Source organism: Micromonospora sp. HM134 (genome assembly GCF_007833915.1).
Lineage (GTDB): Bacteria > Actinomycetota > Actinomycetes > Mycobacteriales > Micromonosporaceae > Micromonospora > Micromonospora wenchangensis.
On record NZ_CP041061.1, the window covers coordinates 7,248,399 to 7,266,578 of the forward strand.

Consider the following 18,180-nt stretch of genomic DNA (forward strand, 5'->3'; position numbering starts at 1 on the left):
ACGCCCGAGCTGCCGTCGAATCTACTGAGTCGGTGCCATCGCCGGAGCGGTCCATCGATGCGGTGGACCCGCTCATCGTCGCCTACAACGACAGCGGCGACGAGTCGCTGCTGGTCCGGGCCGAGGGCGTGGCGCGGGACCTGCTCGCGGCGGACCCGTCCCGGGTGGACGTGCTCGCCGCGCTCTCCACCGTCCTGATGCTGCGGGGCCGCACCTCGGACCCGAAGCAGCTCGACGCGGCCGTGGCCGCCGCCGGGAAGGCGACGGCGCTGACCCCGCCCGACGATCCGTGGTGGCCGTACGTCAACGCCCAGCTCGCCCTGGTCGTCGGCTTCCGTTTCGAACAGCGGCGCGAGGTGTCGGACCTGTCCACGGCGAAGCGGCACGCGGACGTCGCGGTGGCCGCCGTCGACGCGAACGACCCCGTCCGGATCGACGTGCTGATCCGCTGCGTGAACGTGTACCGGCTCAGTTTCGAGCGGTTCGGCCAGCTCGCGGACATCGACACGGCTGTCCGCCTCAGCCGGGAGGTGCACCGCTCGACCGACCCGGACCACGTGCTCACCGCCCACCAACTGCTGGCGCTCTGCCTGGTCATGCGGTTCGCCCGGACCGGCACCCCGGGCGACATCGACGAGGCGGTCGCGCACTGCCGCAGCGGTCTGGCCACCATGCCCGCGCGGCACGTCGACCGGGCCGCCCTCAACGGCGTGCTGGTGATCGCGCTGGTCCAACGCTGGGTGAGCCTGGACGGCGACGACGACGCCGACCTGCACGAGGCGGTCCGGGTCAGCCGGCAGGTCGTCGCCGACCTGCCGAGCATCGGCACGGTCCGCGCGCAACTGCTGGCCACCCACGGCGCCCTGCTGGTCATGCACGGCCTCAGCAGCAACTCGTCGGCGCACCTGGACGAGGCGATCCGCAGCTCCCGGGAGGCCGTCGACGCGCCGACGGCCGGCACCCAACGGGCCGGCCACCTGGTCAGCCTGGCCCACTCGCTGCTCATCAGGGCCCGGATGAGCAGCGACCCGGCCGGGGTCAGCGACGCCGTCGACACCGGCATGGCCGCCCTGGCCGGCTTCTCGCCCGGCCACCCGGACCGGGCGCGGGCCCTCAACGTGCTCGGCACGGCCCTGCGGATCCGCTACCTGATCGATCACGACCCGGCCGACCTCGACGCCGCGGTCGGCATGTGGCGGTCGTCGTCGGCCTCCCGGGCGGGTGCCGTCGAGATCCGGATGACCGCGGCCCGCACCTGGGCGCAGACCGCCGCCGAGGCCGGTGACGCGAAGCTGGCCCTGGAGGCGTACGGCACCGCCGTGGGTCTGCTGCCGCTGCTCGCGTGGCGGGGGCTGGACCGTACCGTGCAGGAGAAACGGCTGGCCACGGTGTCCGGCCTGGCCGGTGACGCGGCTGCCTGGGCCCTCGCCGCCGGGCAGCCGCACCGCGCGGTGGAGCTGCTGGAGCAGGGCCGGCAGGTGCTGTGGTCGCAGGCCCTGCAGACCCGCAGCGACCTGTCCGCGCTGGCTGCGGTCGCGCCCGCGCTCGCCGACGAACTCGACCGGACGCGCCGGGAGCTGGACGGCACCGGGGCGTCCCCGGTCGTCGAACTGCCGACCCGTCCCGGCTGGGAGCTGGGCCGCGACCTGCTGACCAGCGCGCTGGGCGGGCCGCACCGTGCCGAGACCGAGGACGCCGGTCACCGCCGCCGGTTGGCGGAACGTTGGGAGCAGCTCGCGGCCGAGGCCCGCCGCCGGCCGGGTTTCGAGAACTTCCTGCACCCGCCGTCGTTCGCCGCCCTCCAGCCGGCCACCACGGGCGGGGCGGCGGTGCTGGTCAACACCTCGCGTTGGCGCAGCGACGCGATCATCGTCACCACCGACGGGGTACGCGCCGTGCCGCTGCCGTGGCTGTCCCACGACACCGCCCAGCGTCGGGCCGTGGCGTTCCTTGAGGTGCAGCGGGCGGTGGAGGCGGGTGGCGGGCCGGTCGAGCGGGCCGCGCTGCACCAGACGCTGGTGTCCCTGCAACGCTGGCTCTGGGACACCGTCGGGGAGTCCGTCTGCGCGGCCCTCGACGACATCCTCGGTGGCGGGCAGGACCGGCGGCACCGGGTGTGGTGGTGCCCGACCGGGCCGTTGACGATGCTGCCGTTGCACGCCGCCGGCCGGTTCGGCGCGAGCGCCCCGCTCGCCGCGCGACGCCGCATCTCGGTCGCCGCCCGCTGCGTGTCGTCCTACACCCCGGGCCTGTCCGCGCTGCTGCGCGCCCGTGCCACCCCCACGCCGGACGCAGCGCCGCAGGCGTTCGCAGTGGGGCTGGGCACCCTGCCCGGCCAGGCGCCGTTGCCCGCGGTCAGCGACGAGCTGCGCGCGGTCAGCTCGCACGTGCCCGGCCTGCGGGTGCTCTCCGGCCGCAGCGCCACCGTCGAGGGTGTGCTGACCGCGCTCGAACAGCACAGTTGGGCGCACTTCGCCTGCCACGGCGACCAGGACTTCAAGCAGCCCAGCGCCGCCGCCCTCCGGCTGGTCGACGGCAGGCTCAGCGTCCTGGACCTGGCCGGCCGGCTCGCCAGCCGCAACCAGTCGGCCGGCGGGTGCGACCTCGCCTACCTGTCCGCGTGCCGCACCGCGGCCGGTGGTCGGGACCTGCCCGACGAGGGCATCCATCTCACCGCGGCGTTGCAGATGGCCGGCTTCCGGCACGTCATCGGCAGCCAGTGGGCGGTCGCCGACCGGGTGGCGGCCCAGGTCGCCGACGACGTCTACGCCGGCCTGCGGACGGGGGGACGCCTGGCCGCCGACGGTGCGGCCGTCGCGCTGGACCGGGCCATCGACCGGGTACGACGTGCGCACCCGGACCGTCCGGAGGTGTGGGCGGCGCTGATCCACACCGGCCCGTAGCACTCCCGGGCCGGCCGGTCACCCCCGTCCGGCGAGGGTGGCCCGGGCTCGTCCTACACGGTCAGTACGCGCACGGCGGCAGCCCATGGTCGGCAGGCAGCGGCACCGACGCGCTCATGCCGAGCGTGTGCCGGTCGGCCGCACCCTTCCCGGGGTACGCCGGAAGCGGCGTGCGGCGAGCCCGGCCAGCCCGGCGCCGATGGCGTTGACCAGCACGTCACCCGGTCCAGCCACAGGACGTACTGTGCGGTTTCGATCAGGACCGAGCAGCCGGCACCGAACGCCAGGACCTGCGGCACCGACGCCAGCGCCGCGAACCGGATCGGGGCGAAGAACCCCAGCGCCGCGCAGACCAGCAGGTTGCCGCCGATCCCGATCGGCCCCATCGGGACCAGGTCCCGCAGCGGCACCAGGCTCACCCGGCCGGGGGCGACGCCCGGCATCAGGGTCAGCCACACGAACGGCACCGTCCCGTAGACCATGCCCACCTCGGCCAGCGACCCGCGCCACGCCGAGGTGACGCCGGCGGCACGCCGCAGCCGCGCCAGCGCCCACACCACCAGGGCCGCCACCGGCAGGCCCACCATCGTCAGGATAACCGCAGTTCCATGCCTCCTGCCGGACCACGAGCCGCGCAGCACTACTTCCCGCGACCAGGGCAGGAGCCCGTCTTCCGCACCGGTCCGAGGGGGTCCATGCCAGTGCGTGACGTCGAGGACTCAGATCGGCACTCGTACTCGCGCACGAGGCGGCGGTGCAGCATCAGCGTGCCGTAGGTCTGCTCCACGATCTAACGCCCGCGGACCGGCACGAATCCCGACCGGGTGTCGGTCGGAGCGTTTGACGACCTCGACGTCGATGCCCACCACGGCGCCGTGCAGGGCGAGGTCCTGTTTGAACCCGGCGTCGACGAAGGCGCGGGTCACCGCCGGGGTACGTGCGACGACCTGTCGAGCAGCCGGACGCCGATGGCGTTATCGCTGACCGGCGCCGCGGTCACCACGACCGCGATGAGCAGCCCCAACGCGTCCACGGCCAGGCCCCGCTTACGCCCCGACACCTCCTTCCCGGCGTCCTTGCCGGTCGTGGCCGCCGGGACGTGGTTCGCCGCCCGAACCGACTGGGTGTCCAACACCACCGCGCTCGGATCCTCAGCACGGCCGACCTTCTCCGGGGCCTGGCAGCGCAACATTTCGTGGACCACCTGATCGGTGCCGTCGTCACGCCACAACGCGAAGTAGTAGTAGGTGGCCGACTTCGGCGGCAGGTCGTGCGGCAGGTAAGACCACTGACGTAGGCGGGATTACGGGCAACCGGTGGCCGGCTCGATATAGCGGCTGTCGCTGGTCACCCAAGCGTGACGGCCACTGCGCAGCACCGTGCGGTATCGGTACTGGGAACTCGCGTCGCGGTCGACCCAGAACTTCATCCCGCGCCGCCAGGTCGTCCATACCTCGTCGGCCCGTGCGGAGGTGAACACCCGCACGTCGCGGGCACGCACAGCCATGCAGGTGCCGCCGACGACGCCGGCGGCCGGCGCAGTGGAATCGCCGGGCTGACCCGTACCGCCGGGCCCGGCGTTGATCGGCGACGGGTCGGAGCCGGCTCGCTGATCCGCGCGATCGGACCCGGTACCACTTCCCACGGCGTACCCGAAGGCGGCGACCACGATGAGTGTGACGAGTAGGCCACCGCCGACGACCAGCAGGCGGCCCCAACGGGTACGCGCCGACCCGCTCGTCGGACTGGCCTCCGGACCATCGGTGGCGCCGATCCGCTCGGCGGCGTCCCCGTCCGCGGTGTGTGAACCGTCGGTGGAATTCGGGCCGCGAGCGGCGTGCGTGCCGGTGGAATACCGTGCGGCGGCGTGCCTGGCCTCCTGGTGTCCCGCCCAGGCCGCCCTCCACATCATTTCGAGGTCATGCTGCCATGCCTCGTCCTCGAAATACGTCAGGAAATTCGAAAACATCTCCCATTTTGGGAACGACCGGTATCCGAACCAGTCGGAGACGGTCGATCGCTTGAGCCCGGTCTTTGCGGCGATGTCCCGGATCGGCCGGCGCTTGCCCGTCCGGTGCTCGCAGTATGCCTCGATTGTGCTCCACAGGTCCTCCACCGCTTCAGGTGCATCGACCCTGGGCGCCTTCGTCATGCCGCCGAGTATCCCGAACGCATAGGTGTGCATGCCTCACGACACGGCCGTTGACCACACTGTGCTCACCGTCTGCCGCCAATCCGCTCGCACCGGCGCTGTCCGGCGTTCATCTGGTGTCGTCCGGCGTTTCGGCCGTCGGTGTCCGGTGTCCGGCGGTCGGCGTCGTCTCCTCTGGGGGGCGGCAGGCTTGCCAAGTACCGGATGGGCCCGATTCGGTCAGCGAGCAACTGCCATCTGAGGAGACGATCATGAAGACCTGGAAGAGGGTCGTTGCCACGGCCGCCGTGCTGTTCACGGCCGGCAGCCTGGCGGCGACGGTCAACCCCCTTGCCGCCGCGGCCGTCAGCGGGACGGTCGGGGCCAGCGCAATGGCCGCCAAAGCAGTTCCTTCCTCCTGCCCGAAGTCGCCGCAGGTCGGAAAGGTCTGCGGGCACACGCGCATCCTGCTGGTGAAATACTCGGTGCGGGCCGTGTGCCGGGTCCAGGACAACTATCCGCACAACCCTGGCGCCGGGCGGAAGACCTGGACCATCAAGCCCGGGGCCACCATCATCTGGCGATACAACGTCAACGCCCATGTCGCCCTGATCTCGGATCCGGCGCGCGATTCGAAGCACCTCTTTCCGCACTGGGGATTCGTCATCAACAGCGAGTGCATCGGCAAGACCCTCGAGCAGTCGGGTCACTATTGGAGATTCGAGAAGCCGAAGCACGGTGCGGCCCGCTGGGTTCGGCACGACACCCCGCCGGTCCACGCCGGACAATCCATGCCGCACCGGACGCTGTACGGGCGCAGCCAGAGCGTCCGGTCGGGCTACTGGAAGCGGGTCGACTGGACGCCGGCCGGATCCACCGTGCCGGCCACCCAGCGGAAGATGGCTCACAACCGCACGCTGCGCGACCTGCCGAACGGGTTCGTCATCGGCAACGCGAAGGCGGGCTGGCAGGTTCGGCCGACGTCGCAGCACCAAGCGGGCTACACGAGGGTCTATGTGCCCTCCCTGCACCGGTGGGGCTGGGTCCTGCTGTGACCCCCGACGGGCCGGGACGGCGATGACCGTCGCCCCGGCCCGTCCGGAGCACCAACGGTTGCGTCACCGTCCCACCATTCGCAGGATCACGGCTCTACCTGGAAGCGAATGAGCCCTCTTCCAGCTGATCTTGCTGCTCATGGCGGTGTGGTAGGCCCGGTGACTGATGAATGCGAGGCTCCGGGCAGGACAACTGTCGGATCGTGCGGACCAGGGTGGCGATCCACGGCTGCGCCGATCTAGAGACCTTCGCGAGCAGGTTGCGCAGATAGTGGGTGCGGCACCCCTGCCAGGAGGCGCCGGGCAGAGCGGCGACGAGGCCGGCGGGGGCGTCGGAGGTGACCAGGCCGACACCGGACGGGCCGCAGGCGGGTCAGTGACCGTAGGAACGTCAGCCGGCGCGCCCCATCTTCGCCGGAGGCCACGTCAAGGCCCGACACGTCGCCAACCGCCGAAACCACTCGATGCCAGGAACAAGAGTGTGGGATCGGCAGCGACTGAACCTTCCAGGATCAGAATCCACCCGGACGGGCCCAGCCACGGACCGGACGCGGCCGAATGTGGGGATGCTCGTCGCACGAGCACCAACCGAGCACCCAATCGACCACAAGGGGCGGAAAAGCAAAGGGGCCTGACCGCTATTTCGGCAGGTCAGACCCCTCATGATCTTGTGCGCCCGAAGGGACTCGAACCCCTAACCTTCTGATCCGTAGTCCGAATACGTTGTATCAGGTACGGGGCTAGGGCGATTAGAGTCAATATGTTTGGCACTCGAAGCCGGAGCCGAAAATCCGACTCAGTCCAGTCCATCCGGACCGGTCCCCCGACGTCCGAGCACCCACGGAGCACCCCCGATCACCCCGGCCAGGCCGGATCAGGGCGGGTGCGACGGCCACATTCGCCGCGGAAAGTCGGATCCGCCGAGGAGCACGCGGCGCTCCGGCGAGGAGGAGACTTGCCCGGTAGGTCTGACTCTGATATTCAGGTATCTGGTTACGCGGCCAGGGTCGGACTCTGGCAGGCAGCCGCGAATCTTCCTGGGCACCGGCGTTGTGGACGTACTGCGACGTGCAGCCCCGCCCTGCTCTCTCCCTCGCGGAGCGCCCGCGAATTGAATGCGCCCGCTCATCGAAGGACTCCCAGATGAAGACGATCTATCACGGCTTCCTGCCGCAGCACACCGCCAGCACCCATCGGGTGTTCGCCATCGTCGACCACGGCGGCGGGGAAACGGTGGAGGCCCTGGCCACGTTCCCCACGGCGGAGCGAGCCGACACCATCGCGGACCTGTTGAACCTGATGACCGTCGGGCACCCACCCGAGCTGACCCGGGACCGGTTGCTGGCCGCGCTCGATGCCGAGCCGGGCCCGGTCCGCGCCTCCGTGACCTCGATTCTCGATGACCTCGACACCAACACTCACGCCCTGGCGGTGCACCTGCGACGCCGAGCGACCGCCGGATTCACCAGTTTCCCGGTCACCGGCTGCCCGACGAATGGATGCGACACCTGCACGACGTGCGGCGAGGGATGCCTCGACTGTGCTGCCTGCGACAGCGGCGATTGCGACACCTGTCTGCCGCCGGTGATCACACCACGGACCGCGCTACTGCTGCACGTCGCCGCAGAGATCCTCAGCGACGAGATCACGGAGGCCCTGGAGGACCCCGACGGATGGGAGGAGTTCCTCCCACCGTTCTTCCGGCATCTCTCCCCGATCGCGGTCGGCCGGTTCCGCACCGCGTTCCTCGACCTGGCTGCCGACCTCGCCCACGGCGCAGAGCCCCACCCGCGTACCAACGCCGAGGAGATGGCCCTGCACCTCATGACCGATCGTGCCAGCGTCGAACTCGAAATCGGCGCCTTCGACGACGACCTGAAGCAGCTACCCGACTCCACGGCCGACTACGACTGGGACATCATCCTCCAGGCGCTCTTCCAGGACAGCGACTACGCCATGCTGATGACCAACCCGGGCAAGCTGCACGCCAAGACGATCGCCAGCCTGTTCGAGCCGTTCGACGACATGCCCGAGCGCCCGTACGCGGCATCCTTCTGACGATCCGGCGAAAGGTTCCGCCTGGCGCGGCGCACCGCGTTTTGTGGTGCGCCGCCTCGTCGGACTGGCTGGTTTCGCTAGTGACCACCTTGGCCCATCAGGCGGTGGGGCCCGTTTGAGGGTGTCGACGTCGTCCCGCAGCCGACGGTTCTCCCGCCGCAGCGCGTCAACTCCTCCCGCTCGTCGCTGGTCAACCCGTCACTGCAGGTTCCGGCGTCGAGGTCGGCCTGCTTGACCCGTCCCGCACCGCAGTCTCGGTCAGGTCGAATCTCTCGCGATCTGTGCACCGACCGATCACGCCGTCAGCACACCTCGACGATCTCCCCTGCCTTCCGATGAGCATCCTCCGGAGGAGCACACCACCCCTCTGAGCTGGGATTCCCGTCAAACCGGGTCAGCCTCAGGCTTCCTCGTCACCTCGTTACGCGGACAACCCCGTTGGGTCAGATCGTCTGCCATGACTGGGGGCCGGACGCGACTCGCCGAGCCGATTAGTTGCGCACGGACTCCGACTCTGTCACCGTTAACCACTCACTGGTTAGTGGTTAACGGTTGGAGATGGCATGGAGGACCCGACGCTCCCGGCCTGGCTAAACCCGGACGGGAAAGGCAAGCCCGAAGGAGACGTGTCAACTGCGGAGGCTGACAGACGACGCGAGACCCTCGTCCTTGATGGCGAGCTTTTGGCTGTGCAGGATGGGCCGGACGAACTGCTCGGCACGGTCATCAGCGACGACAAGTCGCCGACGTTCGAGGAGGTACGGTTCCGGCTCGCCGCCCACGTCACGGTTAGCCCGGGGGAATTCGTGGCGATCGAGGGCCGGAACCGCGAGGGCCATCTACTCTCGTGGGTGCTGGGCCGGGTGCTGGACGTGCACGAGGTCAACCCGCACGAGGACCCGCAGAGCGCCACGGTGCGCGATGTTCTCCCGTTCGATAGCACCTACGCCACGGAGGGCGAATCCACAGTAATTTTCAGGGTGGTGCGGTGCGAGCCGGTGGAGGAACTGCCCATCGTCACGCGCGGCATCGGCGACCCGACCGAGATCCGGACTCTTCCCCGCGCTGGCGATGCGGTCCGCAGGCCGCAGGCCGACATGGTCACCACAGCGATGGGTTTTCCGCCCAACCCTGACGATGGCCTACACATGGGCAGCCTGCACAGCGACGGTTCTATCCCCGTCACCATCGACCCTGGTGCCGTTCAGCGGCATGTACTGATCGTTGGCGGCATCGGTAGCGGCAAGAGCTACACCCGCGGCGTTCTCGGCGAGGAACTGCACCGGCTCGGGGTGCCGCAGGTGAACATCGACGTCAACGGGGAGATGATTGACGCTGCCGAGCAACTCGGTGGCGTGAATGTGCGGCCTGGCGAGGGGTTCACCCTTCCCGTCAGCGCGCTGACCCGAGAAGATCTCATCGAGGCGATCGCCGGCGTTCAGAAAGGGACACAGTACGAGATCCTGATTGGCTACTCCTTCGATGTCCTGCAGCGCAAGTTACGCGCGGACGGTATCGGGTTCACAGTGGCGGATCTAGTGGAGGAGATCGGCGTCCAAGCCCCCGAGCTCGACATGGCCAAACCGCAGACGTTGCGACCAGCGCAGCTGCGAGCCAAGGCGCTGGAGCGGCGGCCCTACCTGGGGCCGCAGTTCTCCTGGGTCAACGTACTCAAGCCGGGCGCATTCGTAAATCTTGACTGCCGAGGCGTCCTGCTGAACGACCTCCGGATCATCGCCGCCGCCGTCGCCCGCGACCTGCAGAACCTCGCCCGTCAACGGGCCATTCCCTTCACCGTGCTGTCGATCGACGAGTTTCACCTGGTATCGCCCAACGACGACAAGCTTGTCTCGACCCAGGTACTGCGCGAGATCGCCCGTATCGGACGCCACTACCGACTTGGGTTGATCCTGACGACTCAGAGTCCATCCGACGTGGACCGTGCGGTGCTCAAGCGGCTCTTGACTCGGTTCGTGCACACCATCGAGCCCGATCAACTCGACTCGCTGCGAGGTATCTTCGCCGATGCTCCGGCTGAGATGGTCCGTTCATTGCCGAAGCTGCCCCGTGGTACGTGCGTGCTGACCGGCGTCGCGGAGACCGTCCGGCACGCGACTGTGGTCGATATCCGCAGCCGGGTCACCCACCACGGCGGGGCCACCCCCAACGTGTTCGCCGACCTACGGGAGCGCGGCTGGCCGGGCAAGAAGCGGTTGTCCGATATCGTCCCCGACGACAGCTTGAAGGACGGAGGCGCCGCGGATGCCCGGTGAGGAGCGCAAGTTCGACGTCCATGAGCGTGAGCAGGCCATCTTCAATCGGCTCCGGGAGATCGACTCCGCCGTCGGCGCAAGCGTACGAGAGCTGCATGACCACCTGACTAATACGGGAGTCGAGTTGGTCACGTCCGGCGGTGTCGTGCGGGACACCGTCACTGTCCAGGCGTACCACAAGCTGGTGGCCCGGCTTGTGCTCGACGGCCGGTTGGTCGAAGTCCAAGCTGGTGGCGCCGATGCGCAACGGTACGCATTGGCCCCTGCGCTGCACGCAGACACCGCGTTCAGTTTGGATGACATCGATCAGCTCTTGGAGGAGTTGAAGCCCACCGAGGCGATCGCCGCCTTGATCGATGCCAGGGAGTATGTGCACGGCAGTCGCAAGGGTGCACTCCGCGAGGCGGCGTTGGCTTTGCAGAAGGTGCCGCCGCGGGACCTTGTACGCGATGTGATTCTCGCCAAGGTTGAGCTGTACAACGCCGATGTCGCCGCTTGGCAAGCGCATGGCGGAGACGACGAGCCCCACCGCCGCCGACTCAAGGCCGCCCGGACGGAGCTGGAAAATCTGTGCTACCGATGGTTTGGGCTTAGCTGGGACGCGGTGTACGTGCCCCCGGCTAGCAGTGTGTCCAACAGCGGCGCGGGTGCTGTCATGGCCACTGTCGACACGGCGCACCTGGACGCCGAGCTCATGTTGCGGGTGTTCGGCGATTCCGTGATCTACTTCGTTCAGGCCGCCAATCCCTCCGCGCCAGGCGACTGGACCAATGTGGTGGTGGCCGGCAGCGACGGCAGTACCTACTCCAGCGTGATGAGCATCGACACCGCCAAAGCGTTCGTTGACGACGGTGGCAGTGAGGTCGTTACCTTCAACAATTCGCTCGCCTACCTTCATATGGAAGGTCTCAACCGCCAGCGGCACCCCAGCCGTGTGTACAGCGTGCCGATCACCCGCAGTGCCATCGACAGCCCCACCAACGCCGGCATGGTTATGGCACCGTTCATGTTTCGGGATCTGACTGAGGGCGAGTACGAGCACATGGCAAAGTGCGCCACTGACGTGGTGCAGTGGCGCGCCGACGAACGCGTCTTCGTCGGGGACGCCCCGGCGATGGGCGGCGATGGCCGTCTGTTGCCGGCCCCGCGCGTACACCTACGCGATGGCACGGTGACCCTCCAGGAACGTGAGGCGAACCACTACCAGCGCAACGACGCTTACGGGAACATGGTGCGCACCGGGGTGCAGATCTCGCATCGGATCCTCACGCATATCCGATCCCGCCGTCAGCCCCCGATCTTCGCTGGCGCGGTGAAGGGAAGCCAACTACACCTGTTCGGCACAATCATCAACTGGTTCATCAAGAACGGCCACCCCGGCTCGGGCACCGCTCCCATCGACCCTGGTTGGGACGTGTCCCGGGGAGCCATGCTCAACGACAACGAGGCTGTCACCGCGCTCCTCGCGACCCTCCTGCCCGAGAATCCAGGCGACGGGTTCTTCTGCACGTTCGCGGTGGCCAGGCCCTTTCACGCTCTGACCGACGTCGTGCGCCTCTACGAGCACGAGTCGCCCGAGTTCTGGGTCGACAAGATGCGTGAGCGCCAAAGGGATCATCTTGCCCGGCCGGGTATGGACAGCTACTGGAAGACCGTCGACGTCATCGAGGATGATCCCTGGGTTCGCATGTGCGAAGAGGCGGACTACGTGATGTTCTACATCGGCCACAGCGGTGGTCAGCCGTTACCGCTCGCGCCACGCTACGAGTTTTTGGAATCACTCCGGTTCTGCGGTCCTGACACCGCAGCGTCCGCCGCGCAGGCCACACGACAGGTTCGGCGCAATATCGAGCTGCTGGTAGCCGCACTCATGCATGTCAAGTTCAGCACCGACCGCGACCACAACTTCCTGACCGGCAAGCGCCTCGTCAAGACGGTGCCGTCCGTAGTTTATCGTGCACACGAACTGTGCAAGGCGCTCGGCAAGAGGCTGGAAACCGAACTCAAGTCGGCAATCGTTGCCAACCTGCACCGGCTGGGCAGAGCCCGCCGGGCCACTGACGACGCTGTCAGTCTGCGACCCCTGAGCGCGCGGCGCTACTTCGAGGTTCAAGCGCGGTTGCGTGATCAACGGGCCAAGGAGATCGAGTCCGGCAATGCCGACCAGCCCGAGTGATCCGCGTACAATGGGGGGTGGAGTCAGCCAGCAAGGACTGCGTGCAGTTGGTCACTGACGTGGCGTGCAATGACCTCGGCCCACAGCGGTGGGAACGCATTGCCAACGATCCTTTCCTGCCAGCCATGATGATCAATGAAGAAGAAGTCGTCGCGGAAACCCTGGAGACGGGCGGCCTCACGGACAGTGAGACTGCGGTGCAGTTGGTAGTGCAAGAATCGGCCGCAGCCGGGATTGTGGAAATTGGTGGTGATCGTGCGCGCCAACCCCCGACGATGAAGTCGCGCGTACGCTTGGGAGTAGTACCGACGGTTGTTGGTCGCCTCGATCGGCGGTCGGCGCCCTTCCTTAACCATGGCCATCCGGTCAACGAGACTCGGTCCATGCCCCCAAGCATGGTGATTCCTCGGCATGCTGCGGGGCGTGGACAGCCGTTTGGCGTAGGCGGAGAGCCTTCCGGCGAAGTCGGGGGCGAGGTCCCGAATTGCCTCGCCCACCGTGACGAAGGGCGGCAGGCCTCCGAGTCCGTCGCCATAGTGCTCGCGCATGCTGTACTGCTTGTGTTTTGGCGCTCCAAATCGCGGCGCGGCTCCAAGCAACGCGTCGAGTCGTTCGACTGTCGGTTCCACGAGCCGTTCGGTGCGGTAGTCCCAGATGAGGCGGCTACCACCGTGGGTGGGAGGCGGCGGTGTCGGCTGCACCTCAGTGTCTTTGTGGTAGCCGATCACGATCGTCCGCTGGCGAGATTGGGGCAGCCCATACGACGCTGCGTTGAGGACCCCGTGCCACGTGCGGTAATCCGGCGCGAGCGCTGCCATGGCCACCGCCAGTTCGGCGCGGTCCGCGACACTGGGGACGTTCTCCATGACGAAGAACAACGGCTTTATCTCTGCAACCAGGCGAAAGAAGTCGTCCAGCAGCAGGTTGCGTGGGTCGTTGGCCGCTCGCTGTCCGGCTGCCGACCAGCCCTGGCATGGTGGGCAACCAAGCAGGCCGGCTACTGGTCGCCCATCCGCCGCGTCCTTAATCACCTGCCCGGTTACCGACCGCACGTCGACGAGGTCGTACCGCACTGTCGTGCCGTAGTTCGCCTGGTAGGTGCGCCGGGCGTATTCGTCAATGTCGTTGAGGTAGGCGACCTCGAAGCCAGCCGCTCGCGCAAAGCCGTGAGCGACCGAGCCGGCCCCAGCGAAGACTTCTGCGACTGCCCACGGCTTCGTCCAGCTATCGTGCCCAGCACGTTGACGCGCGGCATCGTCCGACATCGGCTGCCCTTCACATAGTGATCAACGCAGCCAGCATCGTACGCTAATTATATAAAGCGATCCAGCACCGGACAGCAATGCTCGGGCGAGAGGGAGTGCCGTGGAGCGAAGCAGGCGCAAGACGAGCATGGAGTGGCCCGTCGCCGTAGACGAACGGCTGCGCCTGCTGGTCGCACTGGTCGAAGGTGCATCAGGCGGGGTCGCCGCGAGCGCCTCTGAGCTGGTCGCCACGCTCATCTGCGAGCAGCCTCTTGACGGTGCCGTGCTCGCCGCACGGCTGGCCCAGTACCGGAAAACCTCCACGGCGGAGATTGCCATAGCCACTCACGCCCACTCTTCGACAGCTGACAGACCGCGCCGCGGACGGCCGCGGCGCACGCCGAGGACCTGAACACGGCCACACGGCTCATCGGCCGGCTCGTGTACGCAAGGGTCAAGATTCGCGTGGCCGTACACCTGTCGCTTGATGGTTCTGATGAGGTTGACATGGCCTTCGACCGGGCTTGAGCTCCAGGGCTGGTTGAGGCCGGCCACGACGGCGTCGCAGTCGCTTATCAAGCCAGCGGCGAACCCCGGAGATCGGAGTGGCCGGCCGGGCGCGGTCGACCCAGGCGTCGAGCCGCTGTCCGGTGCCCTGGTGGCGGGCCACTTCAGCGCCGGGGTCGCTACGTATTCAGCCAGCGCCAGGGGCACCCAAGCGGGAGACGGGCATAGGCAGGAGCAGTCGTCAGTGCTCGTGGCCGACAAGCCGCAGCAGCCGGTCACGGTATGCCTCCCACGCCGGTAGGGTCCCGGCAACAAGCAGTCCGAGGGCAAGGATGACGAGCTGTCGTACCCGCAGCCGCGGCCGCATGCTAAGCATGATGGTACTGGCTTGTAGCCACATCGGGTCAGCTTGCAGTGTCCGAATCATCTTGCTGTCGATGCGGTTGAGGGGCCCGAGATAAGGACGGGATCCGGCGAGGTCCAGCGCGCCGACCAGAAGGACAATGGTCTGGTAGGCGCCGATGGTCGCGATGGCCTGGACGGCGCGGCTCAGCGCATCGATGCTGGCCGTAGCGGCGACCCGGCGCAGGGTCCTGAGTGACAGTGCTTCTGCGATGCTCCCCAAGGGGTCCTCGCCGCATAGCTCCGCCTCACGCTGAGCCCGCCGCAGTTCCTCACGCTGTCCGTCAGTCATTCCGAGCAGGCCAAAGATCTCGATTACATCGTCGGCTAATGCCTCTTCACCGTGGTTGAACGCGTGTACAAAGCCCGCAGCGGCTGCCCGCCGCCTGTCGGGTGGCGGATCCGGAGCAGGGTCCTGTCCGTCGAACGCGGCGATGAGTTCCTGCCAGCTGGCCACCTGGAATTCTCGGGCCGCGCGGTCTGCGATGGTGTGGCGTGCCTGCCACCCTTCGTCAGTGTCGCCGAGGTCGGCACCGGTAAGGCAGGCTAGGTCATCCAGCACAGCCGCGATCGCGCAACGCACGTCCTGTTCGTCTACCGATTGGCCCATACCGAGTCGTTCGACAACGTGGGCGCCCATCCGACGGGATCCACGCCGGGAGCCTTTCGCCAGCGCGATCGCCATGTTGAGCATCTGCTCATCCGGTTCTTCGGAGACCACCCCTCGACCTCGGCCGAGGCCACGCCGAACCGGTCGAGGCAGGTCGCCACTGGCTCGCCACCGCTCTACCTGATACGGGGACACGTGCACCCCGCGACGGGCTAGGGCAGCGATGAGAGCGGCGGTAGCGCCGCCCACTGGTCCACGGGGCACCGCCTCACGTTACAACCCCGCAAACTTCTCTCCGGACCGGAATTTTGGGCGTGGCGTAATCGATACGGCAAGCCCGTCCGTAGGCAGACACCTGGGATGGGAACCTGTTCACAAAGGAGACAAAGTGTCGCCTAGCGAATTGGCAGCAGCCTCGGTCACTGTCACCATGATCGGGCTGTGCTGCCTGATAGCGATCTGCCTCCACGGCACGTCACCTCGCGAGCGGCCTGGGATCTTGAGGGCGCTCGCGGAGGTGCTAGCCAGCGTCTGGTCGTGGGGCGGTTTCGGTCAGGACCGAGGGGTCGATCAGGGCACGCCCCGAAACCTCGCCAGCAGCCGAGCGCAAATAGCGCGGGCGCGACGACAGCGCCCGAGCCACGATCGCGAGGGCCGGGAACGCGACGCGGGCAACCAAACCTAACTGTTCTCACACCGCCGTCGTCAGTCATGTCGTCGAGGCAACTCGGGTCCTGTTTGCCAAGGCGTACGCGTCGAAGGCCAGCCGGGCGTACCTGCGCCGACGCAAGATCGCCGCAGCAAGGCCGGCCAGGACGCCAACCGGCGTACGAAGGGGTCGAAGGGCGGACGGCCTCCGGCCTTCGACCCGCGACGGTACAGCAGCGCCACGCGGTCGAGTGCGGCATCAAATCCACGCACTGCCTTGACCACCTTCATCCTCGACCTCCTGCGGCTGCGCCCGCGTTCATCCTCGGCCCCGGCAGATCGCAACTGACCGGACAACCACGCTACGCAGCGGGTACGACAGAACGGGTGCGGAGGTCCGTGAGGATACTGCTCCGGCTGTTGACCTTCACCTGGCCGATGAAGATCCGCGATTCGCCCGGTTGAGACTCGCAGGGCCCAGGGCTAAGTCGATATGCAGTGCATCTCGGAATCGGGTGAGTCTGGAGGCCGGGATGCGGTGCGACGACCGGGATCAGATGCGTCGCGGCGTCGTGATCAAATCTTTGTTCGGCCATACCCCGCCGACGGTCCACCGCTCTGCGAGGGGGGCGAGCTGCGCAACGAACGGATCGTCGTTGGCACCCGTCGCCCGCGCTTGCCCGACTTGCCGAACGGCACCGGCCACCCAGTCGGCGATGATCAGCTGCGGCGTTCTGCTGCTGTCGGCGAAGGTGATGTCGACAACCGGCAGCGCCTCCGCAGGGAGGCCAGGCGTGACCGCCGGGAGCTGGTCGAGCGACAGCAACAATGGGAGGTGCCGGTTGATCGTCTTCGACGAATCGTGGACCAGGTGGAACTCGCCGATGGCCGCCCCGACGTGACGGCATAGCTCGATCAGGCATGGCACGGCGGGATCGAGGACGTCGCGGATCTTGCGGGCGTCGATGGGGTTGACCAAATCCTGCGCGTGACAGCGCGCAGCGAGCAGGAGGCCGGCAGGTGTGTCGAAGCCGTCCCGGACCGTCCGATGGCACGCCTCGATCGCATTGAACAGCTCATCAACGGTGGTCGGCTGGTTGGGCCGGATCGCGTCGACGAAGGTCGCCAGCATCGCCTCGTAGGCACTTCGGTCGCCGAGCACAGGGCCGGTCAGGTGCATGAGGGCCTGGTCAGCGAGGTGGGGTCGCTGTGGCGGGCACGGCACGGTGACCGGCTCGCCTCGCGGACACGTTGTCGCCGTGTCGGAGCGGGAGCCAAGCACCGGTTCGGGTTCGTTGATCGGGTGCTGGCCACCCTGGTGCATCTGCGGCACGGGCTGACTCACGACGTCGTCGCGGCCTGGTTCGGGGTCCGCCGCTCGACGATCAGCCGCAGCATCGCCGAGATCCGGCCGCTGCTGGCCGAGCGCGGCTGCCGGGTGCGCGACGATGTCCGGCTGCGGACCCTCTCCGACGTGGTGGCCTACCTCGGGTACCACCCGCGGGCGTTGATGGACGCCACCGAGGTCCGGGTGCGCCGGCCGGTCGCGGGCCGTGCGGGCGGGACCGGTTCGTGTCCGGCAAGGCCCGACTCAACACCATCAAAGCCCTGGTGATCTGCGATCCGCTCGGCCGGCTGCTGTTCTGCGGCGAGACCCGTCCGGGCTCGATGCACGACATCACCCATGCCCGCACCGCCGGGCTCGTCGACCTTCTCCTGCAAGCGCCACTCGGCGTGCAGATCCTCGCCGACGTCGGCTACCAGAGCCTGGGTGCTGACACCGGCGGCGCGGTCATCACCCCCAGGCCCAAGCCACGCAAACGCCAGGCCTCACTGCCACCGAGCGTCATCGCCGCACACCAGGCGATCCGCAAACGGCACTCCTCCGAGCGCATCCGCGTCGAGCACGCCATCGGACACCTGACGAACTGGCGAATCCTGGGCCGCTACCACGGCCGACGCGAGTCCTTCGACACCACCATCCGCGCGATCGCCGGCCTCCTGTCCGAACACCAACACACCGACCGCATCGAGCACAACGCCGGCGAATCAGGGCCCGACCAGCCCACACCCAACCGGCGCTACGAGGGGCCGTTCGGGGACTGCGTAGATTTCCGTGTTTGACCTGGGTGTGGTCCGTTGGACAGGACGTCGATCCTGTCCAGGAAGGACC

At 67.9% G+C, this 18,180-nt stretch carries 12 protein-coding genes and 2 pseudogenes; 7 read left to right on the forward strand and 7 right to left on the reverse strand.

What is annotated here, in order from left to right; genetic code table 11:
• The first annotated feature begins 32 nt into the window (after positions 1 to 32).
• A complete protein-coding gene (locus FJK98_RS31550; protein WP_145922265.1) occupies positions 33 to 2,903 on the forward strand; it encodes a CHAT domain-containing protein in 2,871 nt (956 codons plus the stop codon).
• Positions 2,904 to 2,956: 53 nt separating this feature from the next.
• Here the strand turns inward: FJK98_RS31550 and FJK98_RS31555 are convergent, their stop codons facing one another.
• The 3 genes and pseudogenes from FJK98_RS31555 to FJK98_RS31565 all read right to left on the reverse strand — a co-directional run bounded on the left by FJK98_RS31555 (position 2,957) and on the right by FJK98_RS31565 (position 5,055).
• Positions 2,957 to 3,490 carry a VanZ family protein gene (locus tag FJK98_RS31555; protein ID WP_240762457.1) on the reverse strand — a complete coding sequence of 178 codons (534 nt, stop codon included), beginning with the start codon at positions 3,488 to 3,490 and terminating at the stop codon, positions 2,957 to 2,959.
• A gap of 113 nt (positions 3,491 to 3,603) precedes the next feature.
• Positions 3,604 to 4,194, reverse strand: a pseudogene (locus FJK98_RS34910) (transposase); the annotation flags it as partial.
• Positions 4,195 to 4,206: 12 nt separating this feature from the next.
• Positions 4,207 to 5,055, reverse strand: a complete 849-nt coding sequence (locus tag FJK98_RS31565) for a hypothetical protein (RefSeq protein WP_145922266.1) — start codon at positions 5,053 to 5,055, stop codon at positions 4,207 to 4,209.
• A 251-nt stretch (positions 5,056 to 5,306) separates the two neighbouring features.
• On the opposite strand from FJK98_RS31565, the gene FJK98_RS31570 reads away from it, so the two are divergent.
• On the forward strand, positions 5,307 to 6,089 hold the full coding sequence (locus tag FJK98_RS31570; protein ID WP_145922267.1) for a hypothetical protein: 783 nt from the start codon (positions 5,307 to 5,309) through the stop codon (positions 6,087 to 6,089).
• A gap of 199 nt (positions 6,090 to 6,288) precedes the next feature.
• Here FJK98_RS31570 and FJK98_RS31575 read toward each other — a convergent pair.
• Positions 6,289 to 6,532: pseudogene (locus FJK98_RS31575) on the reverse strand (transposase); the annotation flags it as partial.
• A gap of 700 nt (positions 6,533 to 7,232) precedes the next feature.
• Between FJK98_RS31575 and FJK98_RS31580 the strand changes: the two are divergent.
• From FJK98_RS31580 to FJK98_RS31590, 3 genes are all read left to right on the forward strand, one after another.
• The gene (locus FJK98_RS31580; RefSeq protein WP_145922268.1) at positions 7,233 to 8,147 is read left to right on the forward strand and encodes a hypothetical protein; all 915 of its coding nucleotides are present in this window, start codon (positions 7,233 to 7,235) and stop codon (positions 8,145 to 8,147) included.
• 563 nt (positions 8,148 to 8,710) lie between these two features.
• Complete coding sequence (locus FJK98_RS31585; RefSeq protein ID WP_145922269.1) at positions 8,711 to 10,420, forward strand: ATP-binding protein; 1,710 nt, start codon at positions 8,711 to 8,713, stop codon at positions 10,418 to 10,420.
• Positions 10,410 to 12,596: a hypothetical protein gene (locus FJK98_RS31590; protein ID WP_145922270.1), complete on the forward strand. Its 2,187-nt coding sequence runs from the start codon at positions 10,410 to 10,412 to the stop codon at positions 12,594 to 12,596. The genes FJK98_RS31585 and FJK98_RS31590 overlap by 11 nt, the downstream gene beginning before the upstream one ends.
• Before the next feature lie 23 nt (positions 12,597 to 12,619).
• Here FJK98_RS31590 and FJK98_RS31595 read toward each other — a convergent pair whose 3' ends face one another.
• From FJK98_RS31595 to FJK98_RS31610, 3 genes are all read right to left on the reverse strand, one after another.
• On the reverse strand, positions 12,620 to 13,861 hold the full coding sequence (locus FJK98_RS31595; protein ID WP_145922271.1) for a DNA cytosine methyltransferase: 1,242 nt from the start codon (positions 13,859 to 13,861) through the stop codon (positions 12,620 to 12,622).
• Between the two features lie 727 nt (positions 13,862 to 14,588).
• Complete coding sequence (locus FJK98_RS31600) at positions 14,589 to 15,470, reverse strand: hypothetical protein (RefSeq protein ID WP_145922272.1); 882 nt, start codon at positions 15,468 to 15,470, stop codon at positions 14,589 to 14,591.
• 1,090 nt (positions 15,471 to 16,560) lie between these two features.
• Entirely contained in the window at positions 16,561 to 17,187 is a 627-nt protein-coding gene (locus FJK98_RS31610) for a hypothetical protein (RefSeq protein WP_145922273.1), read from the reverse strand.
• A 123-nt stretch (positions 17,188 to 17,310) separates the two neighbouring features.
• On the opposite strand from FJK98_RS31610, the gene FJK98_RS33735 reads away from it, so the two are divergent.
• Positions 17,311 to 17,622, forward strand: coding sequence for a transposase family protein (locus FJK98_RS33735; RefSeq protein WP_205789303.1), 312 nt, complete (start codon positions 17,311 to 17,313; stop codon positions 17,620 to 17,622).
• Complete coding sequence (locus tag FJK98_RS33740; protein ID WP_240762461.1) at positions 17,580 to 18,131, forward strand: transposase family protein; 552 nt, start codon at positions 17,580 to 17,582, stop codon at positions 18,129 to 18,131. Before FJK98_RS33735 ends, FJK98_RS33740 begins: the two co-directional genes overlap by 43 nt.
• The last annotated feature ends 49 nt before the right edge of the window (positions 18,132 to 18,180 follow it).